The 25,653-nt window shown below is 68.6% G+C and carries 23 protein-coding genes and 1 pseudogene; 12 read left to right on the plus strand and 12 right to left on the minus strand.

What is annotated here, in order from left to right:
• Positions 1-57 precede the first annotated feature (57 nt).
• Positions 58-834 (plus strand): 2-oxo-tetronate isomerase, encoded by a 777-nt coding sequence (gene otnI / locus GQ57_RS14475; RefSeq protein WP_034198205.1) that lies wholly within the window; start codon positions 58-60, stop codon positions 832-834.
• A 27-nt stretch (positions 835-861) separates the two neighbouring features.
• Complete coding sequence (gene denD / locus GQ57_RS14480; protein WP_034198206.1) at positions 862-1,833, plus strand: D-erythronate dehydrogenase; 972 nt, start codon at positions 862-864, stop codon at positions 1,831-1,833.
• A gap of 25 nt (positions 1,834-1,858) precedes the next feature.
• Here the strand turns inward: denD and GQ57_RS14485 are convergent, their stop codons facing one another.
• The 5 genes from GQ57_RS14485 to GQ57_RS14505 form a co-directional block, all read right to left on the minus strand.
• A complete protein-coding gene (locus GQ57_RS14485; protein ID WP_034198207.1) occupies positions 1,859-2,944 on the minus strand; it encodes a lysylphosphatidylglycerol synthase domain-containing protein in 1,086 nt (361 codons plus the stop codon).
• Positions 2,941-4,110: a bacteriohopanetetrol glucosamine biosynthesis glycosyltransferase HpnI gene (hpnI, locus tag GQ57_RS14490; protein ID WP_034198208.1), complete on the minus strand. Its 1,170-nt coding sequence runs from the start codon at positions 4,108-4,110 to the stop codon at positions 2,941-2,943. The genes GQ57_RS14485 and hpnI overlap by 4 nt, the downstream gene beginning before the upstream one ends.
• Before the next feature lie 138 nt (positions 4,111-4,248).
• Positions 4,249-4,533, minus strand: coding sequence for a hypothetical protein (locus GQ57_RS14495; protein WP_034198209.1), 285 nt, complete (start codon positions 4,531-4,533; stop codon positions 4,249-4,251).
• Positions 4,534-4,701: 168 nt separating this feature from the next.
• Positions 4,702-5,004, minus strand: coding sequence for a DUF4148 domain-containing protein (locus GQ57_RS14500; protein WP_052001321.1), 303 nt, complete (start codon positions 5,002-5,004; stop codon positions 4,702-4,704).
• A 71-nt stretch (positions 5,005-5,075) separates the two neighbouring features.
• Positions 5,076-5,420 (minus strand): DUF4148 domain-containing protein, encoded by a 345-nt coding sequence (locus GQ57_RS14505; RefSeq protein WP_031399953.1) that lies wholly within the window; start codon positions 5,418-5,420, stop codon positions 5,076-5,078.
• A 196-nt stretch (positions 5,421-5,616) separates the two neighbouring features.
• Here GQ57_RS14505 and GQ57_RS14510 point away from each other — a divergent pair, with 196 nt between their 5' ends.
• A complete protein-coding gene (locus GQ57_RS14510; RefSeq protein ID WP_031399954.1) occupies positions 5,617-6,306 on the plus strand; it encodes an aspartyl/asparaginyl beta-hydroxylase domain-containing protein in 690 nt (229 codons plus the stop codon).
• 96 nt (positions 6,307-6,402) lie between these two features.
• Here GQ57_RS14510 and GQ57_RS14515 read toward each other — a convergent pair whose 3' ends face one another.
• Complete coding sequence (locus GQ57_RS14515) at positions 6,403-6,768, minus strand: ASCH domain-containing protein (RefSeq protein ID WP_034198222.1); 366 nt, start codon at positions 6,766-6,768, stop codon at positions 6,403-6,405.
• 236 nt (positions 6,769-7,004) lie between these two features.
• Between GQ57_RS14515 and GQ57_RS14520 the strand changes: the two genes are divergently transcribed.
• The 3 genes from GQ57_RS14520 (at position 7,005) to GQ57_RS14530 (ending at position 10,836) form a co-directional block, all read left to right on the plus strand.
• On the plus strand, positions 7,005-7,274 hold the full coding sequence (locus tag GQ57_RS14520; protein ID WP_031399956.1) for a MoaD/ThiS family protein: 270 nt from the start codon (positions 7,005-7,007) through the stop codon (positions 7,272-7,274).
• 67 nt (positions 7,275-7,341) lie between these two features.
• Positions 7,342-8,493, plus strand: coding sequence for a WD40/YVTN/BNR-like repeat-containing protein (locus tag GQ57_RS14525; protein WP_034198210.1), 1,152 nt, complete (start codon positions 7,342-7,344; stop codon positions 8,491-8,493).
• A gap of 264 nt (positions 8,494-8,757) precedes the next feature.
• The gene (locus GQ57_RS14530) at positions 8,758-10,836 is read left to right on the plus strand and encodes a c-type cytochrome (protein ID WP_034198211.1); all 2,079 of its coding nucleotides are present in this window, start codon (positions 8,758-8,760) and stop codon (positions 10,834-10,836) included.
• On the opposite strand, the gene GQ57_RS14535 is transcribed toward GQ57_RS14530, so the two are convergent.
• A complete protein-coding gene (locus GQ57_RS14535) occupies positions 10,830-11,129 on the minus strand; it encodes a hypothetical protein (protein ID WP_152603253.1) in 300 nt (99 codons plus the stop codon). The genes GQ57_RS14530 and GQ57_RS14535 overlap by 7 nt on opposite strands.
• 92 nt (positions 11,130-11,221) lie before the next feature.
• Positions 11,222-12,151 (minus strand): LysR substrate-binding domain-containing protein, encoded by a 930-nt coding sequence (locus tag GQ57_RS14540; RefSeq protein WP_034198213.1) that lies wholly within the window; start codon positions 12,149-12,151, stop codon positions 11,222-11,224.
• A 147-nt stretch (positions 12,152-12,298) separates the two neighbouring features.
• Between GQ57_RS14540 and GQ57_RS14545 the strand changes: the two genes are divergently transcribed.
• From GQ57_RS14545 to GQ57_RS14560, 4 genes are all read left to right on the plus strand, one after another.
• Positions 12,299-12,724 (plus strand): PACE efflux transporter, encoded by a 426-nt coding sequence (locus GQ57_RS14545; RefSeq protein ID WP_031399961.1) that lies wholly within the window; start codon positions 12,299-12,301, stop codon positions 12,722-12,724.
• A gap of 338 nt (positions 12,725-13,062) precedes the next feature.
• Positions 13,063-13,191 (plus strand): hypothetical protein, encoded by a 129-nt coding sequence (locus GQ57_RS44145; protein WP_031399962.1) that lies wholly within the window; start codon positions 13,063-13,065, stop codon positions 13,189-13,191.
• 78 nt (positions 13,192-13,269) lie between these two features.
• On the plus strand, positions 13,270-14,226 hold the full coding sequence (locus GQ57_RS14555) for a hypothetical protein (protein WP_034198214.1): 957 nt from the start codon (positions 13,270-13,272) through the stop codon (positions 14,224-14,226).
• Positions 14,227-14,363: 137 nt separating this feature from the next.
• Positions 14,364-15,794, plus strand: a complete 1,431-nt coding sequence (locus GQ57_RS14560) for a hypothetical protein (RefSeq protein WP_031399964.1) — start codon at positions 14,364-14,366, stop codon at positions 15,792-15,794.
• 183 nt (positions 15,795-15,977) lie between these two features.
• On the opposite strand, the gene GQ57_RS14565 is transcribed toward GQ57_RS14560, so the two are convergent.
• From GQ57_RS14565 to GQ57_RS14580, 4 genes and pseudogenes are all read right to left on the minus strand, one after another.
• Complete coding sequence (locus GQ57_RS14565) at positions 15,978-16,925, minus strand: choline ABC transporter substrate-binding protein (RefSeq protein WP_031399965.1); 948 nt, start codon at positions 16,923-16,925, stop codon at positions 15,978-15,980.
• Between the two features lie 101 nt (positions 16,926-17,026).
• The gene (locus GQ57_RS14570; RefSeq protein WP_031399966.1) at positions 17,027-18,025 is read right to left on the minus strand and encodes a GlxA family transcriptional regulator; all 999 of its coding nucleotides are present in this window, start codon (positions 18,023-18,025) and stop codon (positions 17,027-17,029) included.
• Between the two features lie 114 nt (positions 18,026-18,139).
• Positions 18,140-19,030, minus strand: a complete 891-nt coding sequence (gene choW, locus GQ57_RS14575) for a choline ABC transporter permease subunit (RefSeq protein ID WP_031399967.1) — start codon at positions 19,028-19,030, stop codon at positions 18,140-18,142.
• A pseudogene (locus tag GQ57_RS14580) lies at positions 19,023-20,336 on the minus strand (quaternary amine ABC transporter ATP-binding protein); the annotation flags it as partial. The gene choW and the pseudogene GQ57_RS14580, both read right to left, overlap by 8 nt.
• Positions 20,337-20,798: 462 nt before the next feature.
• Here GQ57_RS14580 and GQ57_RS14585 point away from each other — a divergent pair.
• Both GQ57_RS14585 and GQ57_RS14590 read left to right on the plus strand, forming a co-directional pair.
• On the plus strand, positions 20,799-24,182 hold the full coding sequence (locus tag GQ57_RS14585) for a DUF2339 domain-containing protein (protein ID WP_034198215.1): 3,384 nt from the start codon (positions 20,799-20,801) through the stop codon (positions 24,180-24,182).
• A complete protein-coding gene (locus GQ57_RS14590) occupies positions 24,179-25,537 on the plus strand; it encodes a DUF3999 domain-containing protein (RefSeq protein ID WP_031403705.1) in 1,359 nt (452 codons plus the stop codon). The genes GQ57_RS14585 and GQ57_RS14590 overlap by 4 nt, the downstream gene beginning before the upstream one ends.
• The last annotated feature ends 116 nt before the right edge of the window (positions 25,538-25,653 follow it).

A 25,653-nucleotide genomic window follows, 5' to 3' on the forward strand; every position in this document is an offset into this window, starting at 1 on the left:
CTCGTTCGATGCGGGGCAGCCGCCTGCCCCGCCCATTCATTCACAGGACCCGCTGCCATGCCACGCTTCGCCGCCAACCTCTCGATGATGTACACCGAGCACGCGTTCCTCGAACGCTTCGCCGCTGCCGCCTACGACGGCTTCAAGGCTGTCGAGTATCTGTTCCCGTACGACTTCGCCGCCGGGGACATCCGGGCGCGCCTCGATGCGCACGGCCTCGAACAGGCGCTGTTCAACGCGCCGCCCGGCGACTGGGCCGCGGGCGAGCGCGGGATCGCGTCGCTGCCCGGACGCGAGGACGAGTTCCGGCGCGGTATCGACCAGGCGCTCGATTACGCGCGCGTGATCGGCAACCGGAAGCTGCACGTGATGGCCGGCATGGTCGCGCCGGGCGCGGACCGCGCGCGCCATCGCGACACCTACGTCGCGAACCTGCGCCATGCCGCGCAGGCCGCCGCCGCGCACGGCGTCACGATCCTGATCGAGCCGATCAACCCGCGCGACATGCCCGGCTATTTCCTCAACCGTCAGGACGACGCGCACGCGATCTGCGCGGACGTCGGCGCGCCGAACCTGAAGGTGCAGTTCGACTGCTACCACTGCCAGATCGTCGAAGGCGATCTCGCGATGAAGCTCAGGCGCGATTTCGCGGGCATCGGCCATATCCAGATCGCGGGCGTGCCCGAGCGCCACGAGCCGGATCTCGGCGAACTCAACTACCCGTACCTGTTCGAGCTGATCGACGCGCTCGGCTACGACGGCTGGATCGGCTGCGAGTACCGCCCGAAGGCCGGCACGTCGGAAGGGCTCGGCTGGCTCAAACCGTATCTGTAATCCCGGCATTCCCTGGAGAGAACCCACATGAAAGTACTGATCACCGGCGGCGCCGGCTTTCTCGGCCAGCGCCTTGCACGCAAGCTGCTCGAGCGCGGCGAACTGGCCGGCCCCGACGGCCGGACCGGCAAGATCGACGAACTGGTGCTGCTCGACGTCGTCGAGGGCGGCGATTTCGGCGATGCGCGCGTGACGTCGATCGTCGGCGACATCGCCGATCGCGCGGTACTCGAACGCGCGATCGACACGCGGACGGACGCGATCTTCCACCTTGCGGCAATCGTCAGCGGGCAGGCCGAAGCCGATTTCGATCTCGGCATGCGGATCAACCTCGATGCGTCGCGCACGCTGCTCGAAGTATGCCGCGCACGCGGCCATCGGCCGCGCGTCGTGTTCACCAGCTCCGTCGCGGTCTATGGCGGCGCGCTGCCCGACGTCGTGCAGGACGACACCGCGCTGAACCCGCAATCGTCGTACGGCGCGGAGAAGGCGATCGCCGAGCTGCTGCTGTGCGACTACGCGCGACGCGGCTTCGTCGACGGCCGCGTGCTGCGGCTGCCGACGATCAGCGTGCGGCCGGGCCGCCCGAACGCGGCCGCATCGTCGTTCGCCAGCGGCATCATCCGCGAGCCGCTGAACGGCGAGGAAAGCGTGTGCCCGGTGCCCGGTTCGACGCGGCTGTGGCTGCTGTCGCCGCGCGGCGCGATCGAGGCGCTCGTCGCCGGATGCGAACTCGACGGCGCGAAGCTCGGCAACCGGCGCGTGATCAACCTGCCCGGCCTGTCGGTGTCGGTCGACGAAATGATCGAGGCGCTGCGCGAGGTCGCGGGCGACGAGGCCGTGAAGCGGATCCGCCATGTGCCCGACGCACGCGTCGAGCAGATCGTCGGCAGCTGGCCGGGCCGCTGGGACACGTCGCGCGCGGAGGCGCTCGGGCTGAAGGGCGACACGTCGTTCGCGGACGTGATCCGCAGCCATCTCGCCGACGGACGGCGCTGAGGCGCGAGCGGCCCGCCCGGTCGCGTCAACGCGGCCCGGCGGATTCCCCGATGCGCAACGACGCGCGCGTCGGGCCGCCCGGCCGGTTCGCCGAGCCGGCCGCCCATTGCCAGGCCAGCAGGCCCGGCAGATAGAACAGCAGGTCGCGCACGCGGCGCGCGCCGGCCAGCGCGAGACAGGTCGGCGGGTCGAACCCGAGCAGCCCGCCGATCAGCACGAACCCGCCCTCCTGCACCCCGAGGCCGCCCGGCATCAGGAACGCGATGCTGCTCACGAGCTGGATCAGCGCCTCGATCGCCAGCGCCTGCGCGAAGGTCGGCGCGGCGCCGAGGAAATGCAGCGCGAGCCAGATTTCCAGCGAGTAGCCCAGGAACTGCAACGTCTGCCAGATCGCGAGATAGCGCACGACGACGCCGGTCCGTCTCCAGATCATCCGGATCGACTGGTCGGTGCGCGCCGATTCGCCGACGAGCGCCACCACCTTGCCGCTCGTGACGCGGTTGAGCACGCGCATCGCGCGTTCGAACGGCCGCGCATGCTGCACCAGCGCGAACAGCAGCAGCACCGGCACCAGCGCGGCCATGCCGATCGCGAGGTTCCCGGCCACCCGTGCCGCATCGGACGACGCGTGTTCGAGCACGTAGCCGATCGCGACCAGTGCGAATACCAACTGGCTGATCAGCGTCAGTTGCGTATCGGCGACGAGGCTCGCCACGGCGGTCGCCGGCCGCACGCCCGCCTGCCGCAACAAACCGAACGACACGATCTCGCCGCCGATCCGCGCGACCGGCAACAACCCGTTGATCGATTCGCGAATCCAGACGAGCTTGAGCATCGTCGCGAACGACGGCCGGCGCGGGCCGCGGATCAGCATCCGCCAGTCCCACGCATTCGCGAGCATCGGCAGGAGGTGCGCCAGCGCGGCGACCAGCAACCCGGCGCCGGCGATCTGCAGGCGGTGCAGGATGTCGAGCGGATGCTCGCGCCAGATCAGCCATACGGCGAGCGCCAGCCCGCCCAGCGCGGCCGCCTGCCCCGCATGCCGTAGCCGCGCCTCGCCTCTCGCGGCGTTGCGCGCCGCGTCGTCGGCCGGAGTCGTCTCCTTCGTCATGCTTCGTTCGCGGGCGACAGCAGCCCTTCCCGGTCGACGCGAAAACGCGTGCCGCGCCACACGACATGCGACGAGAAGAAGCTCGACACGAAGACGAGGAACTGCAGGAGATCGACGAACGGCAGCCAGAGCGCGCCGCGCAGGCCGGCGCCCGTCGCCCGGCTCGTCTTCAGCATCAGCAGCGCCCGCGCGCCGAGCGCCGCGACCACCAGCCCGCACGCGACGGCCGTGCCGCCGGAGAACAGCAGCGCCAGCAGCGCGAGCGGCAGCGGGTGCATCAGCACCGAGCCGGCGTGACCGAGCCGGTCCGCCGCGCGGATCGTGCGGCTCCAGCGCAATTCGTGTGCGTAAAGCTGCGCGAACGTCTTCTCGACGGATGCGTGCCCGACCACGAACGGCGGAATGACGACCTGCGCGCCCGCCTGCCGCACCGCTTCGCCGAGCGCGTGATCCTCGGCGAGGTGATGCGCGAAGCGTGTGAGCCCGCCGATGCGCTCCAGCGTCGCGCGCGTGATCGCGATCGTCTGGCCGAAGCACGGCCGCGCGCGCCCGATGAACAGCCCGGTGATCACGCCCGGCAGGAAATGGTAGTTCGTCATCGCGACGGCGACGCCGGGCCAGAAACCGGGCGCCGCGACGCCGCGATACACGCTCGTCACGATGCCGACATCCGGCTGCTGCAGCGCGCCGACGACGGCGCGCAGATACTCGCGCCCGACCAGCACGTCGCTGTCGGCGAAACACAGCACCGAGTACTCCGCGTGTTCGAGCATGTTCACGAGATTGCCGATCTTGCGGTTCGGCCCGTACAGCCGCGCGTCGGCGACGACCTTGATGTTCGCGTCGGGGTAGCGCGCGCGCAGCGTCTCGACGGCGGCGAGCGCCGCGTCGTCCGCGTCGTGCACGCCGAACAGGTGCTGGACCGGCCCCGGATAATTCTGCACGAAGAAGCTTTCGAGATGCTGTACGAGCTGCCACTCGTCGCCGTGCAGCGGCTTCGCGACGGTGACGCCCGGATAGTCGCGCGGCCGCGCCGCCGGACGGGAGAAGAACCGGCCGACCAGCACGCTGGCCGCGACCGTGTATGCGATGCCCAGCAACACGCCCAGCGTGCAGACGATCGACAGCGCGCCGGCCAGCGCGTGCAGCAGATGCAGCAAGACCATGCAACTCCCCGGTGGTGGCCCGGTCGGGCCGCGGCAGCGCCGGGGCTGCCACGCGCGAAGGCGGGCTCACCCGTGCGCGCAGCGGAAGCGATTCCCGTTGAGCCGGACATGAAGGACGACTCACGGACGGTACGCCAGTCAGATGACACTACTATCGTGCCGCGATCGATTCGGGTCGCACGTGCATCGCCTCCCGCTGGCCCGCGCGGCGCGGCATGCCGGACCGGCAAGCTTGCGGACCGACAGGATCGCGGCGGCAACCGCGACGACGAGCGGAATGCGAAACGTCATCGTCGTGAAAAATGTGTCGGGTAAGCGCCGCGCAAACAACGAAACCGGCGCGAAACGCCCGATGACGATGCCGGCCCGCGCGACGATCCCTCCGCGAACCGGATTGCGCCGTTGCGCGCCATCGCCGTCCATATCCGGATCATCGTGCGATCGATCTGCCGGCTGTCCGCGACCGGCCGGCAAGACGATCGCGCCGCCGCGCGAAGCGGCGCGCGACGACGGGCAGCGCGGCCGGCGCACTCGCGCCGGGCCGCACCGCGCGAAGGCCCCGCGCGCGGCCCGGCCGCGAACACGGCCGCGTCAGGGCGCACACGACCATGGCGACACCTGGCATCGGGTCTGCGCCGACGTACCGGGCATCGGCGCATGCGCGTCGGACGCCGCCATCCGCGCCCGCTCCTGCATGGCGAGCCGCGCTTGCGCCGCCTGGATGTCCGCCGGATACACGGCGTCGTCCCCCTTCGCCGGGTCGTACCCGGCCGCTTCCATGCGCATCAGTTCGTCGCGAACCTGCGCACGCGTCAGCGGCGCGTCCGATTGCGCGAACGCCGGTTGACCGGCAATCGCTCCGATCATTATCAGGACTGCGATATATATCTTCATGATGAACCCCATCCATGTTCCGTATCGACCGACCGTGGTGAATGCCCGACCGGCGAACGCAGGCCGCTGCGTCAGCTTCCGAAGTAGATCGCGCAGAAGCTGGCCGGGCCGACGCATGCGCCGGCGCGCGGGTGCGTCGCCATCGCCGCCGGCTTGCCCGCTTCGGACGACGCGGCCGGATCGCGGCCGACCGCCGTGCCGGCCTGACGCTGCGGCATCTGTTCGACCTGCCGCCGGAACAGCGGGCTCACGTCCGGATACGACGTATCGGTCACGAAGCGCAGCCCCTGGTTTTCGGCGTCGATCAGTTGCTGCGTGACCTGGGCGCGCGTGAGCGCCTGCGCCGACGCTTGCGTCGCGACACCTGCGAGAGAAATCGCCGCCACGGCGGCGGCCATCAGCCTGTACGTGTTCATGTTCCACTCCTCGATCAGTCAACGAAACGACTTGCTACACCCGTATGACGACGGAGCGTGTGCGTTTATTCCCGCACGGCAGGGCGTTCATTGAACTGTCATTCTTTCGTCAGTCGGCGTAACCTGACGTAACGCAGCACCCGCCGCGGTTCGGGCAGACTGATGTCACCCTTTACGGATCGCCTTTCGATCGACCATGTCCGTCGCTTACGACTATGCAGCCGGCCTGCTGCGCACGCTGTACGACCGCCACATCGACGGCGGCGCCGTGCTCGACACGGCCGCGTTTCCCGACGCCGAGCGCTTCGTCCGCGCGTGGCCCGACATCCAGGCAGAGGCATTCGACGTCGCGCGCGACATGCCGCGCATTCCGCGCTTCCACGAAATCATGCGCGAGCAGTACGACATCTCGGCCAACGACGCCCGCGACTGGCGCATGTTCATCATGCAGGCCTACGGCCAGCCGTTTCCGCGCAACCTGTCGCGCTGCCCGACGATCGCGTCGATCGTCGCGGCGTCGCCGGACGTGCTGTCCGCCTCGCTGTCGTTCCTCGCTCCCGGCAAGCACATTCCACCGCATCGCGGGCCGTTCCGCGGCATCCTGCGCGGCTATCTCGTGCTGTCGATGCCGAAGCGCGCCGACGGCACGCCAGCCGCCGTGCTGAAAGTGGACGGCCACGAATACCGGCTCGAGGAAGGCCGTTTCCTGCTGTGGGACGACACGTTCATGCACGAGGTGTGGAACGACAGCGATGCCGTGCGGATCGTGCTGCTGCTCGATATCCGCCGGCGCGGGATGCCGCGCTTGCTCACGTGGCTGTCGAATGCGGTGATCGGCGTGGTACGGCTTGGAATCAGGATTCGCGGGCGATCGATTCCGGTTTAGCGCAGGCGGCCGGCGCATGCCGGGAGGTCGATCGTTTCGACCAGCCTCTCGCGTGTCGAAAGCGAGTTCTGCCTGCCCCGGATGCATGCAAAATCGTCAGGATACCTTCGCGAAATCATCCGCCAACGCATAGATGCCGCGCCTCGCGACACATGGAAAAGGCGGATCGATCGCCCGCACGTTCGTCAGTTCCCAGCACACGTATCCGGCACACCATTGCTTGCCTTGCCAGCGGGCTTCGTCATGTGTCCAGTCGTGCACGCCCACGACATCGACCAACGCGAGCGCGATCCCGTCGGGATCCTCCTGCCCGTCCTGTCGCAGGAAGATCGTGTTCTGCACCAGCACGAGGTCACGCAACGGTATGGCCGGCGGCGCCCATGAGCGGATTTCCACGCGCTTGCGGCCCGCGACGATATCGTCGACGGCGGGCTTGACGATCGATAACGCGGAGCGCGGCATGGCAAGGTTTTCCTTCATCGGCAAGTGGAGCGCGCGCGACCGTCGATCGGCATGGCAACCGAATCCGGCACGCGATGACGGTACGGGCAGGATTGTTGCCGATTCGCCTGACCGTGTCGACCGGGACGGATCGGGCTCGCCGTCGCACCGCGACTACGAGACGCCACCTTTGCGCCCGCGACGGATCGCCTAAACTACAGACCGTCCCCTCCGCGCGGCTCCTGCCAGCCACCGCCATGGCGCACCTCTTCTTCGCCGCATCGATCCAGCGACATGTCGATACGCCCGAGCGCGAAATCGACGCCCACACGCTCGGCGAAGCATTCGACACCGTTTTCAGCGAGCAGCCGCGACTGCGCGGCTACATCCTCGACGACCAGGGTGCGCTGCGCAAACACCTGTCGGTATTCATCGACGGCCAGCCGATACGCGACCGTCAGCGCCTGTCCGACGGGCTCGGCGACACCAGCCGGGTGTATGTCGTCCAGGCGCTGACGGGCGGATAAGGGGACGTATGCATCGGCGCAGGCCACGTACCGGAACGCCAGGCCGGGCCATCAGGAGACATCGCACATGAACGATCGACTGCTCGTCGCCACCCGCAAGGGCCTGTTCGTGCTGCAGCCCAACCACGACGGCGGCTGGGCGCTCGGTGAGCCGCAGTTCGCCGGGGAGCCGGTCAGCATGGCGCTCGCCGACCCGCGCGACGGCACGCTGTATGCCGCGCTGAACCTCGGTCATTTCGGCGTCAAGCTGCACCGCAGGCGCGCCGGTGCCACCGATTGGGAAGAATGCGCGGTGCCCGTGTATCCGCCGCAGCCTGCCGACGTCCCGCCCGCCGGCGCGCCTGCGGGCGCGGGCGCCGCAGGCGACACGGGCGACGCGCCGCCCGGCCCGCCGACGCCACCGTGGACGCTCCAGCAGATCTGGTCGCTCGAAGCCGGCGGCGCCGACGAGCCGGGCGTGCTGTGGGCCGGCACGATTCCCGGCGGGCTGTTCCGCTCCGGCGACGCCGGCAGTTCGTGGGTGCTCAACCGGCCATTGTGGGATCGCCCCGAACGCGCCGAATGGGGCGGCGGAGGATACGATGCGCCGGGCATCCATTCGGTGATGGTCGATCCGCGCGACAGCCGGCACGTGACGATCGGCATCTCGTGCGGCGGCGTCTGGCAGACCGCCGACGGCGGCGCGACGTGGCGCGTGACGGCCGACGGCATGGAAGCCGACTACATGCCGCCCGAGCGGCGCGGTGAACCCAACGCGCAGGACCCGCACCGCGTCGTGCAGTGCGCGGCCAATCCGGACGTGCTGTGGACCCAACATCACTGCGCGATCTTCCGCTCGACCGACGGCGCCGAACACTGGCGGCGCATCGAGGCGCAGCCGTCGAGCTTCGGTTTCGCGGTGGCCGTGCATCCGCGCGAGCCGGACACCGCGTGGTTCGTGCCGGCCGTGAAGGACGCGTGCCGAATTCCGGTGGACGGCCGCTTCGTCGTCACGCGCACCCGCGACGGCGGGCGCAGTTTCGAGCCATTCACGAACGGGTTGCCGCCCGCGCCGGCGTACGACCTCGTGTATCGGCACGGGCTCGCGGTGGACGATTCGGGCACGCGTCTCGCGATGGCGTCGACGACCGGCGGGTTGTGGACGTCCGACGACGGCGGGGAAAACTGGCGGCTGGTGTCGGCGCATTTACCGCCGGTTTATTGCGTCAGGTTCGGGTGACGGTGGTCGGCGGATGACCCGCGACACGACATCCGCCCATCGCGCGAATCGAGTGCCCGCCTCTGCGCAGCCGCCGCACCGGCCCCGCTTCCGAAGCAACCGGACGTCGGAAGCCACGGCGCCACGCGGACTGCATCCGGAAATCTCCGTTGCCGTAGAAATGAATTATGTGATCGAGTGATGGCCGGTTGATTCCCGTCAGACCGGGGGACGGCCAATAAGGGGACGATGACTCATCTCTCCCCAGAATAACCATCACGCGCAATGAGATCATCGATCCGCAGTCTGTCGCAGTTCTGCCTCAAAGCCGCACTGTCGATCGCCGCGTTGCTGCCCGTCGTCGCGGCAGCGGCGACGTCCCCGGTGCAAGTCGACGCAACCGAGCTGGTCAGGAAAGGGGCCTACGTCGCACGCGCCGGCGACTGTGTCGCGTGCCACACCTCGGCGAACGGCCCGCCTCTCGCGGGTGGCCTCGCGTTGAGCACGCCGTTCGGTGCGGTCTATTCGACCAACATCACACCCGACGAGGCTACCGGCATCGGCCGCTATACGTTCGAGCAGTTCGACCGGGCCATGCGCAAAGGCATCGCGGCGGACGGGCATCACCTGTATCCGGCCATGCCTTACCCGTCCTTCGCCAAACTCGACGAAGACGACATGCGCGCCCTCTTCGCGTATCTGAAGGACGGCGTCGCGCCGGTGAAACTGGAGAACAAACCGCTCGGCATCAAATGGCCGTTCAACATGCGCTGGGGCCTCGCATTCTGGAACGCCCTGTTCCTCGACGACACCCGTTACGTGCCCAACCCTGACAAGGATGCGACCTGGAATCGCGGCGCGTACCTGACGCAAGCCGCCGGACATTGCGGCGCCTGCCATACGCCACGCGGGATCTTCTTCCAGGAAAAGGCCATGTCGGAGTCGGGCAGCAGCGGGCCGCTGTATCTGTCCGGCGCGACGGTCGAATCATGGCGGGCCGTCAATCTGCGCGCACTCTGGCCCGTCGACGATCTGGTCACGTTGCTCAAGACCGGCCGCAATCGCTACACGACCGCGGCCGGCGGCATGTCGGACGTAGTTCACCACAGTACCCAGTACTTCAGCGACGCGGATCTCGCCGCGATCGGCGTGTACCTGAATTCGCTGCCGAACGCGAACGCGGCCGCTACCGCGAACGGGCCGGCCGCGGCAGCACCCGCCTCCGGTGGCCAGCCGGCGCGCGATATCCCCGAGGCGCTGTACACGTCGAAGGGCGGACTCGGCTACGTGCAGTTCTGCAGCTCATGCCACCAGGTCGACGGCCGCGGCTTCTCGCCAGTCTTTCCGCCGTTGTCCGGCAATCCCGCCGTGCTGTCGAAGCAAACCGACTCGCTGATCCATATTGCGCTGACCGGCTGGCAAACGCCGCAGACCGGTACCCATCCGCGCATCTACACGATGCCGGCGTTCAACCAGCTGTCCGATCGGGAACTGGCCGAGATACTGACCTTCGTCCGCGCGTCATGGGGCGGCCGCAACGACCCCGTACTCGCGATGGACGTCCGCAAGATGCGCAGGTCGCTGGCCGCCGGCGGCGAAACGGCCGCGTTCAGGACGCCCCGCTTCTCCGCGCTGCTGGACCAGCCGAACGCGGCGCAACTGGTGCGCGGCATGCGGCTGAATCTCGAGACGAAGGCGCTGCTGCCGCACAACGTCGGCAATTCGCTCAACTGTGCAAGCTGCCATCTGAGCGGCGGCACCGTGGCACTCGCGTCGCCGTATGCCGGCCTGTCGTCCCAGTTCCCGAGCTACGCGCCGCGATCCGGCAAGGTGCTGTCGCTGGCGGATCGCATCAACGGGTGTTTCCGGCGCTCGATGAACGGCAAGCCGCTCCCGGTCGACTCGGACGACATGAAAGCGATGGTCGCGTACTTCGACTGGATGCGAAACGGCGCACATCCGAAGGACCGGATTCCGGGCCGCGGGGTCGGCAAGATCGATACCGCGCTGAAACCCGATCTCGCGCACGGCAAGGACGTGTATGCCGCGCAGTGCGCATCGTGTCACGGCACGGGCGGTGCCGGGATGCAACGCGCCGACGGTACCGCGATCTATCCACCGCTGTGGGGCGACCAGTCGTTCAACATCGGGGCCGGCATGGCGCGCCTCTACACCGCCGCCGCGTTCGTGAAGCAAAACATGGCGATCGGTTCGCACAACCGGTTCCCGCTTGGACAAGGCGGATTGAGTGACCAGGATGCAGTCGATGTGGCGGCGTGGTTTACGACTCGGCCGCGCCCGGACTTCCCGGACAAGATCCACGACTGGCCGAAGGGCGGCAAGCCCCTGGATGCGCGTTACTGAAAGCCATCGCGCGTGGCGATCGTCGTCGGCCGGATCCGCAGCACCGGCCGACACCTTCGCCACGCCATGCCGCACTCTCGACTACCAGACACGACGAAACCAAGTTTCACCCGGACAGGATCACTCGTCGCATCGATGCTCGTCGGCATGGCGACCGCAGACGGTGTGCAAGCGCAAAGCAGCGTCACGCAGGACGGCCTGATCGACAGGTCGATCGCCTCCGTCAACAACCAGAGCAACAACGGCAAGCCGCTCGGCAACGGCGACCCCGTCTTCAACGCGTCGGTATGCACGTTCGCGCCGTGCTCCGCCAACACGCAGGTGGAGGGGCCGGGGGGCCTGCACCACAAGTTCCGAACCGGCCACGTCATCCGCGCGAACCTTCTCACGCGTGTCCGTCGCCCGGGATCCCCGCCACTGCCTCCCGCGTCTGCGCAATCTCCGCTTCGATCCAGTCGAGAAACGACCTGACCTGCGGCTCGCGCTCCCGCCCCGGCCTGCACAGCGCGACGAAACGTGCGCCATCGAGCCGCACCGACGGCTCGATCGGCGTGAGTGCCCCCTGTGCGACGTGCTCGGCTGCCAGCACGGAGCTGAGCAGCGCGATGCCCTGCCCATGCAGCACCGCCTGCAACGCGTAATGCTCGTCGTCGTAATGGCGAAATACCGCGCGCTCGAGCCACGCTTCGCGACCGGCCGCGCGGCACCATGACGCCCAGTCGACCGACACCGGCAACGGCGTATCCCACACGGTCTCGATCAGGTCGAGCGGCGCGTCCGTGCGATGCGCGTCGAAGCCGGCGGCCGCATAGGCGCCGAAATACTCGTCGATCAGCGCAATCTCGTGCAGCGCCGGAAACCTGCGCGACGTCGCGCGGATCGCGAGATCGATCCGCGCGTCGCGGTCGAGGTCGGCGAGCGCGTTGCCGGTCTCGACCTTGATGTGCAGTTGCGGATCGACGCGACGAAACCGGCCGAGGCGCGGAATCAGCCACATCGCGGCGAATGCGGGCGTGGTGGTGAGCACGAGCGTGCGCTCGCCGGCGGCTGCGGGCCGCACCGCGTCGAGCCCGCGGCTCAATGCCAGCAGCGCGTCGTGACTCGCGCGAAACAGGCGCTCGCCGTCCTCCGTGAGCCGCACGCCGCCCGCGCCGCGCTCGAACAGCAGCACGCCGAGCCGGCTTTCGAGCGACTTGATCTGGTGCGACACGGCGGCCGGCGTCACGGACAGTTCGTCCGCGGCGGCCCTGAACGCGCCGAGCCGCGCCGACGACTCGAATACGCGCAATGCGGTCAACGGAATTTTCGAGAACACGGAGCCTCGCGGGCCGGATGCGGCCGGGTTGAATTCGATTCAATCGGGGTGAGATTAGGTGAATTGAAGCGGGCATGCAACGCGGATAGCCTTGCGGAACGTCGCGGCGCGGTGCCGCGGCGCATCGTGTCGAACCGGAGGAACCCCGTGCAAGGCCTAACGCGCAGGATCACGCAGGCGCTGCTTTACGAAGCGATCGCGATCGCCTGCATCTCGCCCGCGCTCGCGGCGATCTTCAGGCAGGACCTCGTCTATTCGGGCGCGCTGTCGGCGACGATGTCGGCGATCGCGATGCTGTGGAACGTGATCTTCAACGCGCTGTTCGAGCGCTGGGAAGCGTCGCGCCGGCAACCCGAGCGCACGCTCGGGCGGCGGGTGCTGCACGCGACCGGGTTCGAAGGCGGGCTGATCTTCATCCTGGTGCCCGTCGTGGCGTGGTGGCTCCACATCTCGTGGCTCGACGCGTTCGTGGTCGACATCGGGCTGTTCGCGTTCTTCTTCTGCTACGCGTTCGTGTTCCAGTGGGCCTTCGATCGGGTATTCGACGTACCGGCGGCAACGAAAGGGCCGTGAGCCGGGCGCACCGGCCGGCACGATCGGGCGTTCAGGAACGACATCAATCCGCCCGGTTATTTCCCTTTCAAAACCAGCCCCATTTTATTTACCCGACATTCAAACAACTTCAAAAGCAAATATTAAAAAAGTTAAAATCAGCATAGGGTTTACGTTACATTGCCACTTCGCAAATCCAACTGCTAAGGTAGGTTCAAGATTAACGGAAAATAATCTGACTCACCTGCCCCACATAATCAGCGCAACCACCTGCGCCCACTCAATCGCTAAATCCGCCCTTGAATTCCAGAGGACGATTTGCGATGTTCGCAGTTCAATTCCTCCAAAAGGAAATCATCATGAACGAAAATCAGGAAAAGCAGGATCTTCCGCTGATCGAATGGATGCAGGAAGAGCAGCACGAAGACTGGGTCGAGATGATGAAGGACAGCGCGGTCATTCCGTTCGCAACGGCCCTGTGGGCGTAAGCAGGCAGCCTCGTACGGTGGCGGATCGCAACGGTCCGCCATTTTTGATCCTGAACCCGGGTACCGGCGGAGGCATTCATGGAAAAAAGCGTCGAGAATTTCTTTTCGTGCGTCCGCGGACATCCGGCGATGATGGAGAAACACGGGCCCGGCGCCAGCATCCTGGTCGGCTCGGACCGAAGCCAGAGAAACACCGCGCAATCGATCATTCGGCATTGTCCGGCGAACCTTGAATACGCATTTACTTATATCGAACTCGATACGGAAAATCACGAACGCGTCATAAATGAAATCGACCGGTGCGACATGTTTATTTTCATGTACGACTCCTCGGTGCGTTCCGACATCAATCCGCACGGGCCGTCGTTCATTCCACCCCTCAAGCCGAAAATGGCCGAGCACTGGAAGAAATCGGTATTGCTGCGGGAATACGGCGAATACTTCAACGAGGCATTTTCCGAGAGCATCGACGATATCGCCGCACGCAACCAGCGCATCATCGCCGCGGCGGCCCGGGCGCGGCGCGTGCAGTTCCGCGACGGCTTCGGCGGCTCGCTGCACGGAACGCTGGACCAGACCTGGAAAAGCCTCGACGGCCGCAACCACTACGACCTGATGCCCGGCGAAGTGGCGACCCGCGTGCCGGACCTGACCGGCAACGTCCTGTTCGGCGGCACCTTCCTGAGCACGGTGCCCTTCGCGATCAAGTACGGCGTCATCGACCCGATCCTGAACGTCGGGATCGAGCGCGGCCAGGTTGTCAGCGTGACGTCGGCCAATCGACAGCTTGAAGACGATTTCAGGCTGTATCTCGACAAATGCGCGGGAAACCGGATCGTCGAGGAGTTCGGGATCGGCACGAATCTGAACGTCCGGCTGCACGGACGAAACGCCAGTTTCGAGGAACGCCATGCCGGGTTGCACCTGGGCCTCGGTGGCGGCGAGCGCGGCAGCCATCATCTGGACCTGGTGTTTTCGTCCGGAACGATACGGTTCGACGACACCGTCGTCTTCGACGGCGCATTCCGTGTGTAGCGCCTTCGACGACACCGCCGGCGTCGCGCTGCCGGCCGGGCGCCGGCTGTGCGCTGCCCACTCCCGGCCGGCCGCCGGCGCCCGGCCGCGTCACGCCCGCATCGTACGGTGCGCGCCCACGTTCATCGCCAATCGTCATGGTCGACCTTGAAGAACAGCTGCACGTCGCGCAGACGCAATACGCGGGCGATCCACGCAATCCGGCGATTCTGCACCGGATCTGCGAGCTGCTGACCGCCCTGCGGCGCGAGGAAGCCATGCTCCCGTGGGCCGACCGCGCGCTGGCGCTCGATCCGCACGACACCGCTTTCCTGACCCGGCGCGCCGACGCGCTCTATCTGCTGGGCCGCTATGTCGAGGCGGCGGATACGTGGAGGCGCGACCCGTCGCGGCACAGCCGCCCCGAACTCTTCCGCTTGCGGCTGGGCATGAGCCTGATGATGGCCGGCGATCTCTCGCAGGCCATCGCGTTGCTCGGCGAAGCCTGGCGGATGGCGGCGTCCGGTCAGGGCGGGATGGCCGCATCGATCGGATTCGCGATGGGAGAGGCGATGCTCAAGGCGGGCGATCCGCGCGGCTTCGCGTATTGGCGCATGCGCGACGACGTGCCCCGCCTGTCCTGCAACTACCGACCGGCCGGCATCCCCGTATGGGACGGCGAGGCGGATGTGCGCGGCAAGCGCGTGCTGGTCACGCATGAACACGGTTTCGGAGACAACTTCCTGCTGGCCGCCTGCGTGACCGACTGGCTGGCTGCGGGGGCGCACGTGATGCTCACCTGCCATCCGCAGAGCCACGCGCTCATGCAGGCGTCGCTGCCGCAGTGCGAGGTGGTCAGCGCGCCCAACCCGACGCGGTTTCACGCGCCGTTGCCCGGCGGGCTGCAAGCGCGCGCGGACCGGTTCGCGCCGGACCTGCATGCGACGCTGCTGCACTTGCCGATGCTGAAGGCGCGGCAGTCATCCACGCCGCAACGATGGTTCGAGCCCTACCTCCAGGTGCCGCCGGACAAGCAGCGGATCGCCGCCGAATGGGCCGCGCGATTGCGCGAACGGCATCCGGAGAAGCGGCTGATCGGGCTGTTCTGGGATTGCGTTCAACGACACTGGCCCGAACAGGGCGCCACCATCCGGTGCTGGGCCGCGCGCCGCAGCCTGCCGCTCGACGCGATCGACGCGCTCGTCGGGCCCCCCGCCACGGCGGAGCGCGTGCATTTCGTGAACCTGCATCATCCCGCCGCCGAGGCGTTGGCCGGCACGCCGGCCGGCAACGTCAGCCGCTACCTGCCCGGCATCCGGGATTTCGGCGACACGGCGGCATGCATCGCGCAACTGGACGCCGTGATCGCCGTCGATTCGGGGGTAGCCAACCTGGCCGCCATGATGGGCGTGCCGACATGCGTACCGACCCACCTCTCCGGCGACTGGCGCTGGGGCGTCGAGGGCGCCGCGAGCCCGTGGATCGGAAACGCGACCGCGTTGCGACAGACCCGCGAAGGCGACTGGCGCGACGTGATGCAAGGCATCGACGCGTGGCTCATGCTCGACGTTCCCGCGCCGGTGTCGTGACCCAGGCTGGGTTCCGGATGCGCCAGTGGCGCGGTGCAACGCCTGCCGCAGGCAGACGGTGGCGGGTCGCGCCAACCTCCCGCCATGACGCATGCCGGCGCCCCCGCGCCGGGAAGCTTCCCGGATCGGGAGCGCCGTTCCATCGAGCCTCCGCCGGCGCCGGCGAAGGCCCGGGCCCGTCGCTCAATGCACGCCGAGATAGGCCTTCACCGCCGGCAGCCCCGGCTTGCCGTCGAGCGTCGTCACGCCGGCGAGCCACTTGTCGAGCGCCTGCGGGTTGGCCTTCAGCCATTCGGCGGCCGCCTTGTTCGGGTCTTCCTTGTTCATGATCGGCACCATCACGTGGTTCTCGATCGCGGTCGTGAACTGCAGGTTCGACACGAACTTCGCGACGTTCGGGCAGCGCTGCGAGTAGTCGGGCGGCGTCGCCGTCAGCACCTTCGCTTCGCCGTAGTTCGGCCCGAACACGTCGTCGCCGCCGGTCAGGTAGTCGATCTTCATCTGCACGTTCATCGGATGCGGCTCCCAGCCGAGGAACACGATCCACTGCTTGTCGCGGATCGCGCGATTCACCTCGACCAGCATCCCGGCCTCGCTCGACTCGACCAGCTTGAACTTGCCGAGGCCGAACTGGTTGCCGTCGATCATCTTCTTGATCAGCGCATTGCCGTCGTTGCCCGGTTCGATCCCGTAGAGCTTGCCGTTGAGCTTGTCCGCGAACTTCTGGATGTCCGCGAACGACTTCAGGCCGCCCTGGTACACGTAGTCGGGCACCGCGAGCGTGTATTTCGCGCCGGTCAGGTTCGGCGTCGCGAGCACCTTGATCGTGCCGGCCTTCGTGAACGGCTGGATGATCGGGTCCATCGTCGGCGACCAGTAGCCGAGGAACACGTCGATCTGCTTGCTCTTGATCCCCGCGAACGTGATCGGCACCGATGCGATCGTCTTCGTCGGGCTGTAGCCGAGCCCCTGCAGCATCGTCGACGCGAGGCCCGTGGTCGCCGCGATGTCGGACCAGCCGACATCCGCGAAGCGCACGTTCTTGCATACGGGGGGATCGGCCGCGTACACGGCCGACATCGGTGCGGTCATCCCGACCCCGCACACCGCTGCGATCAATAGGCGCTTCATCCTGCTTCTCCTCAAAGTGATGTCGTTTGCTTGCTTGATTGCGGGATCGTTTATCGAAGCCGCGCGCCGCGATCCCGGCGGCGTCGCGGACGTAGGTCCGGTCAGCGCCCCGGCAACCGGCGCTCGTAGCTCGGCGCATGGCCGAACTGCGCGCGGTAGGCCTTGCTGAAATGACACGGCGAATGAAAGCCGCAGACCGTCGTCACGCGCGCGATCGACGCGTCGGTCGTGCGCAGCAGGTCGCGCGCGCGCTTCAGGCGCAGCGTCAGGTAATAGTGGGTCGGCGACACGTTCAGGTACACCTTGAACATCCGCTGCAGGTGCCGCTGCGACAGCCGCACGAGCCGCGCAAGCTCCTCGAGCGACAGCGGCTCCTCGATGTTCGCCTCCATCAGCCGCACGACCTCGATCAGCTCCGCGCGCGAGAAGCCGACGCGTGCATCGACCGGGATCGGCTGCGTATCGGTCGAGCTGCGGATGCGCTCCAGGATGAACTGCTCCGACACCTGCGCGGCAAGCTGCTGGCCGAACCGCATGCCGACGAGGTTCAGCATCAGGTCGAGCGGCGCGGTGCCGCCGGTGCAGGTCAGCCGGTCGCGATCGACCACGAACAGCTCGTCGGCGAAGCCGACCTGCGGAAACTCCGCGTGCAGCGCGGACAGATTCTCCCAGTGCACGGTGCAGCGATAGCCGTCGAGCAGCCCGCCCGACATCAGCGCATACGCGCCCGTGCAGATGCCGCCGAGCGGCAGCCCGCGCTCCGCGAGCGCCGCGAGCGTTTCGCGCGCGCGCTCGTCGACCACGTCGCGGATGCGGATGCCGCCGCACACGATCATCACGTCGGGCAGGTTCGCGTAGTCGAGCGCCTGCGTGGGCCGCACCGCGATGCCGTTGCTCGCGCGCGCCGGCGCGCCGTCGAGCGAGTAGATCGACCACGCGTAGTGGTCGGCGCGCGCCACGTAGTTCGCCATCCGAAGCACCTCGACGGCGCTCGAGAACGCGATCATCGAGAAGTTCGGCAGCGTCAGGAAGCCGAAATGGGCGAGGGACGAAACCGGTGAAACGCAGGCGGCGGGCGCAACAGCGACGGCGGACGTCACATCGGTCTCCTGGCGGCGAGGTTGCAGGGAGCCAGCCCCGCGGCCGGTGCCGCGGAAGCCATCATCGAATCGGGGGGAAGCGGCCGGGTCGATCCGGCCGCTGGTCGCTCGCGGTTATGCGTGCGCGGCCTTCACGCGGAACAGCTGCTTGAGGCCCGAGAACAGCGGCGCCTTCACGGTGCCCGGCGCACGGCCGAAGCTTTCGGTGATGCGGTCGAGAATGATCGCGAGCAGCACGACCGACAGGCCGCTCTCGAACCCGAGCCCGATGTCGAGGCGCTGGATGCTCGCCAGCACGTCGTTGCCGAGACCGCCCGCGCCGACCATCGACGCGATGATCACCATCGACAGCGCCATCATGATCGTCTGGTTCACGCCCTGCATGATCGACGGCAGCGCGTTCGGGAACTGCACCTTGTACAGCAGTTGCCACGGCGTGCAGCCGAAGGCCTGGCCGGCCTCGACGATCTCGCGGTTCACGTGGCGGATGCCGAGGCTCGTCAGGCGCACGGCCGGCGGCATCGCGAAGATCACCGTGGACAGGATCCCCGGCACGCGGCCGAGACCGAACAGCATCGCGGCCGGAATCAGGTAGACGAACGCGGGCATCGTCTGCATCAGGTCGAGGATCGGACGCACGATCGCGGCGACCCACTTGCTCTTCGCGGCCCAGATGCCGAGCGGGATGCCGAGCACGAGGCTGATGATCGTCGACGACAGCGTGAGGCCGAGCGTGATGACCGTCTGGTCCCAGAAGCCCGTCGCGAAGATCAGCAGCAGCGACGCGGTGGTGAACAGCGCGAAGCGCCAGCCCACCCGCCACAGCCCGACGCCGATGAAGATCGCCATCATCAGCCACATCGGGATCGCCTGCAGGCTGTGCTCGACGAATGCCGCGAGACCCTCGATCGCCTGGCCGATCGTGTCGAACGTCTTCGCATCGTGGTCGAGCAGGTAGTGAACGGACTGGTCGACCCAGCTGCCGAGCGGAATCATTTCAGACATGGGAGCCTCGCGAACGCGTGATGGCCTTCAGGATGAGCGCACGATCGACCGAGCCGCAGTAGCAGCCCTCGTCGTCGACGACGGGCAGTGCATTCGGGTTCGCGACCACGCGCGCGACGACATGTTCCAGCGACGCATCGAGCCGGATGCTTTCGATCGGCCGCACCGACGGCGTGGCCTGGCCGATCGCGTCGCGCGTGACGAAGCCGCGAAGCTTGCGTTCGGCGTCGAGCACGAACGCGTATTCGGCGCTGCCGTTCAGCGTCGCCGCGACGTTCGCGGCATCGCACTTCGACACGATCGGCACGGCGCCCGTCTGCATCAGGTCGCCGGCCGTGAGGTAGCGGCTGGTGTCGATGCCGTCGAAGAACGCGCGCACGTAGTCGTCGGCCGGGTTCGCGATGATGTCCTGCGGCGTGCCCACCTGCACGAGCCGGCCGCCCTCCATGATCGCGATGCGGTTGCCGATGCGCAGCGCCTCCTCGAGATCGTGCGACACGAACATGATCGTGCGGCGCTGTTCCTTCTGCAGTTGCAGCAGCACGTCCTGCATTTCGCGGCGCTTGAGCGGATCGAGCGCGGAGAACGCCTCGTCCATGATCATCAGCGACGGGTTCACGGCCAGCGCGCGGGCGAGGCCGACGCGCTGCTGCATGCCGCCCGACAGCTCGGACGGCAGCTTGTGCGAAAACGGCGCGAGGCCGACCTGCTCGAGCACGTCCATCGCACGGCGCTCGCGCTCCTTCTTGCCGACGCCCGCGACCTCGAGGCCGAATGCGGCGTTCGACACCACGGTGCGATGCGGCATCAGCGCGAACGACTGGAACACCATGCTCATGTCCTTGCGGCGCAGCGCGGTCAGCGCCGAGCGACGCGCCGACGCGACGTCGAGCCCGTCGATCGTCACCTTGCCGGCGCTCGGATCGACCAGCCGGTTCACGAGGCGGATCAGCGTGGACTTGCCGGAGCCGGACAGGCCCATCAGCACGAAAATTTCGCCTTCCTGCACATCGAAGGACACGTTGTGCACGCCGACGACCTGACCGGTGCGCTTGAGCACCTCGTCCTTCGTCGCGCCGGCGGCGAGCATGTCGAGCGCCTGCTGCGGATTGCTTCCAAACACCTTGCACAGACCTTCGACTACGACCTTGGGGGCATCCATCGAAACCTTCTCCTCGTGTAGCGGGGACTCACGCGTGTCATAGCGTGCCTACATAGTTGCCAGAAAAAACCCCGACCTGCCGACGAATTACGACAAACGCTTGCGCAAATGCGACACGGCCGTCAGCCCCGCCCGGTGGGGCGCGGCACGCGGCGGCACCCGATTGCGGCGGCGCAATACGCGCACGGCCAGCAACGGCGGGCATCGCACACCGGACTTGTGCGCAGCAGCGGGCCGCGCATCGCGCCAAATCTTGCGCCCATGCGCATCCGGCGCAGGTCGTTTTGCGACAATTTCACGTCCGATCCGAAGCCGGGCGGTTCAGACGAAAGCACGGACCGCATTCGCCGATGAAAAGCATGACCGTGCGGAAAGGCGCCTGACGACACCGGAAGACGCATCCCGCGATACCGCGCCAACCGGGAAAATCCGCTCAGGCCGCTGTGATACATTCCCCGCCAACAGGCTGAGCGCGCGCAGGCCGCCGCGCCAGCCACCGCTGTTCGCCGCGCCTGCCGGTTCGCCTGCCGGCCTTGCCGGCACCGCCTCGATCGGCAGGCGTCCGGCCGACGGCCGATAACGATACGAGAGAGGGAGCAAGGCGAGATGAATTGGGCGTTTACCGCAATCGGCTTCATCGTGGGCGGGATTGCCGCATTGATCGGGGATTTCTCCGCCGCCAACGGCGCACTGCTCGGCGCCGCGATCGGGTTCTGTCTCGATCACACGCGGCAACAGCGCAAGCGCAAGGCCGCGGCATCCGCGCCGCACGCGATGCAGCAACCGCCCGCGGCCCCGAACGTCCCGCTCGCCGATCGCGTCGCGCGCCTCGAAGCGACCGTCGAGACGCTGACGCGCGAGATCGCGTCGCTGCGCGGCCAGTTGGCCGGCACGCAGGCCGGTTCGGCAACGACCGGCGCCACGGCGTTCACGCCCGCGGGCGCCGCCGGCACCACATCCGTCCCCGCCGCTGTCCCGCCGCCCGCCGCCCTGCCGCCGCGCCCGATCGCGCCATCCGCCGCGGCGCGTGCGGCCTCGCCCGCATTCGCATCGGCCCCCGCGCCGGAGCCGGTGCACGCGACCGTGCCGGCGCCGGCCGCACGCGCGCCGGCGAGCGACGCGCCCGCTTACGCCGCGCCGCGTCCGCCCGCGCCGCCCGCGCCCCGTGAACCCGGCATCGCCGAGCGCGCCTTCCGCGCCGCGCGCGACTGGCTGCTCGGCGGCAACACGGTCGTGCGCGTCGGGATCGTGGTGCTGTTCTTCGGCGTCGCGTTCCTGCTCAAGTACGCGGCCGACAACAACATGCTGCCGATCGAATTCCGCCTCGCGGGCACGGCGCTCGGCGCGGCCGCGCTGCTCGCGCTCGGCTGGCGCGTGCGCGGGCGCCGCGCCGCGTACGGCCTCGTGCTGCAGGGCGGCGGCGTCGGCATCCTGTACCTGACGATCTTCGCCGCGACCAAGCTGTACGCGCTGCTGCCGATCGGCGCCGCGTTCCCGCTGATGGTCGCGGTCTGCGCACTGAGCGCGTTCCTCGCGGTGCGCCAGGACGCGCTGCCGCTCGCGTTCATGGGCAGCGGCGGCGGCTTTCTCGCGCCGGTGCTGCTGTCGACCGGCCAGGGCAACCACGTCGCGCTGTTCAGCTACTACGCGCTGCTGAACGCAGGGATCTTCGCGATCGCGTGGTTCAAGGCCTGGCGTCCGCTGAACCTGCTGGGCTTCGTGTTCACCTTCACGATCGGCACGGCGTGGGGCGTGACGGCCTACCGCCCCGCGCTGTTCGCGAGCACCGAGCCGTTCCTCGTGCTGTTCTTCCTGATGTATGTCAGCATCGCGCTGCTGTATGCGGTGAAGCGCGAGCTTGCGCTGCGGCACTACGTGGACGGCACGCTCGTGTTCGGCACGCCGATCGTCGCGACCGCGCTGCAGGCCTCGCTCGTGAAGGACCTGCCGTTCGGGCTCGCGTGGAGCGCGGTCGCGCTGTCGGCGTTCTACGTCGCGGTCGCCGCCTGGCTCGCGCGGCGCCGCGACCGTCTCGCGCTGCTGTTCGAATCCATGCTCGCGCTCGCGGTGATCTTCGCGACGCTGGCCGTGCCGCTCGCGTTCTCGGGCCCGACGACCAGCGCGGCGTGGGCGATCGAAGGCGCGGCCATCGTGTGGCTCGGCGTGCGCGAGAAGCGCATGCTGCGGTTCGGCTTCGGGCTGCTGATGCAGGTCGCCGCGGCCGGTGCGTTCTTCACGAGCCTGCTCGGGCAGGCCGACGCCGCCGCGCTGCCGGTGCTCAACAGCCCGTTCGTCGCGATGCTGCTGATCGCGCTGGCCGGCCTGTTCACCGGCTGGTGGCTGCACGGGCGCCCGCAAGCGCGCGCGTGGCACGCGTGGATGCCCGAAATCGGCGCCGCGGCCGCGGCGTGGGGGCTGCTGTGGTGGGTCAGCGGCGGGCTGCACGAGATCCTCGTGTACGCGAGCCGTCACGTCGACCTGCATGCCGACCGCTTCGTCGTCGATACGACCGCGCTGTTCGCGGCCGGCACCGCCTGGCTCGCGCACGTCGCGCGCCGCCGGCTCGCCTGGCCGCTCGCCGAATGGCCCGCGCTCGCGCTGACGCCGGTGCTGGCGCTGCTCGCGCTGCGCGCGTTCGACGTACACGAAGCGCCGCTGTCGGGCATGGGCGCGTTCGCGTGGCCCGTCGCCGCCGGCGCGGGGCTTGCGCTGCTGTGGCGGCAGTCGCGCGGCACGGCAAGCGCCGATCCCGCGCAGCGCGCGGCGCCCGGCTTCGTGCCGGGCGTCGCCGCCGGCGTCGTCGCGCCGCTGCATACGCTGACGTTCTGGACGGTGGGCGCGCTGCTGTCGCTCGAAGGCTTCTGGCGCCTGCGCGCGTTCGTCCCCGAAGGCGCCTGGAGCTGGAGCGCGTGGGCGTACGGCTTCGGCACGCTGCTCCTGCTGGTGTCGGGCCCCGGCTCGCGCCTGCGCTGGCCCGTCGCGGCCTTCCCACGCGCGTACCAGGTGTGGGGCGCCGCGCCGCTCGCCGCGCTGCTGTGGCTGTGGAGCATCGCCAGCGCGAGCAGCGACGGCGATGCGTCGCCGCTGTTCTGGCTGCCGCTGCTCAACCCGCTCGACGTCGCGCAGGGCCTCGCGTTCGTCGCCGTTGCTGCGTGGCTGCGCCGCCTGAAGACGCTCGGCGTCGCGTGGCACCCGCGCGCCGTCGATTACGCGGCGATCGCGACCGTGTTCCTGTGGTTCAACGCGCTGATGCTGCGCACGCTGCATCATGGCTTCAACCAGGCCTACGACATCGACACCGTGCTGTCGTCGTTCGCCGTCCAGCAGGTGTTCATGGTCGGCTGGAGCCTGTTCGCGTTTGCCGGGATGTGGCTGACGCGCCGCGACGGCATTGCCCGCACGTGCGCGCTCGCGTCGCTGCCGCTCGTCGTCGTGATGTGGGTGTGGACCTTTTACGCGAACGTCACGCAGGACGGCGGAAGCTGGGCGCGCGTGCCGCTCTTCAACCCGCTCGATCTCGTGCTCGCGGTCGTCTATGCGCTCACCGCGTCGTGGTTCGCGCGCACCCGCAAGCTCGGCTGGTCGTTCGGCCGCTATCGCGTCGAACTGCTGAGCGCGGCCGGCGTGACCGCGTTCCTGTGGCTGAACGCGATCCTGCTGCGCACGCTGCATCACTGGGCCGGTGTGCCGTACCGGCTCGACGCGCTGGCGGAATCGACGCTCGTGCAGGCGTCGGTGTCCGTGTACTGGACGCTCTGCGCGCTCGCGATCACGATCTGGGCCACGCGCCGCGGGCTGCGCCCGCTGTGGCTCGTCGGCGCCGCGCTGCTCGCGCTCACGGTCGTCAAGCTGTTCCTGTTCGACCTGTCGCACGTGACCGGCATCGAGCGCATCGTATCGTTCATCGGCATCGGCGTGCTGCTGCTGTTGATCGGCTATTTCTCGCCGCTGCCGCCGAAGGCCGCGGCGCAACGGGACGACCCGCGATGAAACCACCCGCCGCCCTGCCCGGACTGTGCCTGCTCGCGTCGTTCGCGGCGGCCCTCGTCCCCGCGCACGCCGAAGGCGTCGCGCAGCGCTTCGCGCTCGACCTCGACGGCAGCGCCGCGTATTACCAGCTCACCGTGCCGCAATCCGTGTATGCGGCAAGCCGGCGCGACGATCTCGGCGACCTGCGCATCTTCAACGGCGCGGACGAACCCGTGCCGTATTCGCTCGACGCGCCGGCCGCGGCCGCGCCCGCCGTGCCGCCGGTGCGCACGCCGGTGCACTGGTTCCCGCTGCCGCCCGCCCGGGCGGACAACGGCGCCGCGCCGCTCGGCGTGACGGTCGGCCCGGACGGTGCGCTGCGTGCGGCCGTCGCCGCGCCGGCGCGCGCGCGGCACGGCGCGGATCTCGTCGACCTGTCGCATACGGACGGCACCCTCGACGCGCTGCTCGTGCACGTGGGCGACGACACCTACCAGGGGCGCGTCGCGGTCGAGGCGAGCGACGATCTGCGCAGCTGGCGGCCACTCGGCGGCACCGAGTTGCTGAAGGTCGGCCACGGCGACGACATGCTGGTGCAGGAGCGCATCGCGCTCGACGGCGCGGCGCCGCGCTACCTGCGGCTCGACTGGCCCGACGGCGCACCCGCGATCGCGTCGATCGACGTCGAAACGCACCCGCGCGACGCACGCGGGACCGACGCCGCGTCCGTGCCGCGCCTGTGGCGCAACGCCGTGCGCGTGCGGGCCGGCAGCGCGCCCGGCGAATATCTGTTCGACACCGACGGCGCGTATCCGGTCGACCGCGTGCGCATCGACCTGCCGCAGCCGAACACCGTCGCGCGCGCGACGCTGCAGAGCCGCGCCGACACGCAGTCGCCGTGGCGCGACGTGGCGGGCGCGGTGCTGTTCCGGCTGCAGGGCAAGGCCGGCGAACAACGCAATCCGCCGCTCGAATTCGCGGCGGATACGGATCGCGCGTGGCGGATCGTCGTCGACATGCGCAACGGCGGCTTCGGCGGCGGGCAGCCCGCCGTCGCGATTGGCTGGCACCCGGCCGCGCTGACCTTCGTCGCGCGCGGCGCGCCGCCGTTCACGCTCGGGGTCGGCGACGCGTCGCTCGCATCGTCGGCCGTGAGCCGCGACGCGCTGCTGGTCGGGATGGCGCCCGAAGTGCGGCCCGCCCGCGTGGGCGCGGCGTTGCCGGTATCGGCCGTCGCGCCCGCGCCGGCCGCCGGAACCGATGCGACACGCCGCTACGTGCTATGGGGCGCGCTGGTCGTCGCGGTCGGCATGCTCGGCACGATTGCATGGCGCCTGGCCAGGGGCGGGCACGACACGCCCGGCCGCGACGCGTGACGCCGCGCCGCCGGGCCCCGCCCGTCTTTATGCGCCGTTTATCGGGCGCGCCCGTTTCTTTCGACGGTCGCAACGCATAACTGCGTACAGTCGTCGCATCGGAACCACGATGCGAC

The sequence above is a fragment of the Burkholderia sp. MSh2 genome (genome assembly GCF_000731655.1).
In the GTDB taxonomy this organism is placed as follows: domain Bacteria; phylum Pseudomonadota; class Gammaproteobacteria; order Burkholderiales; family Burkholderiaceae; genus Burkholderia; species Burkholderia paludis.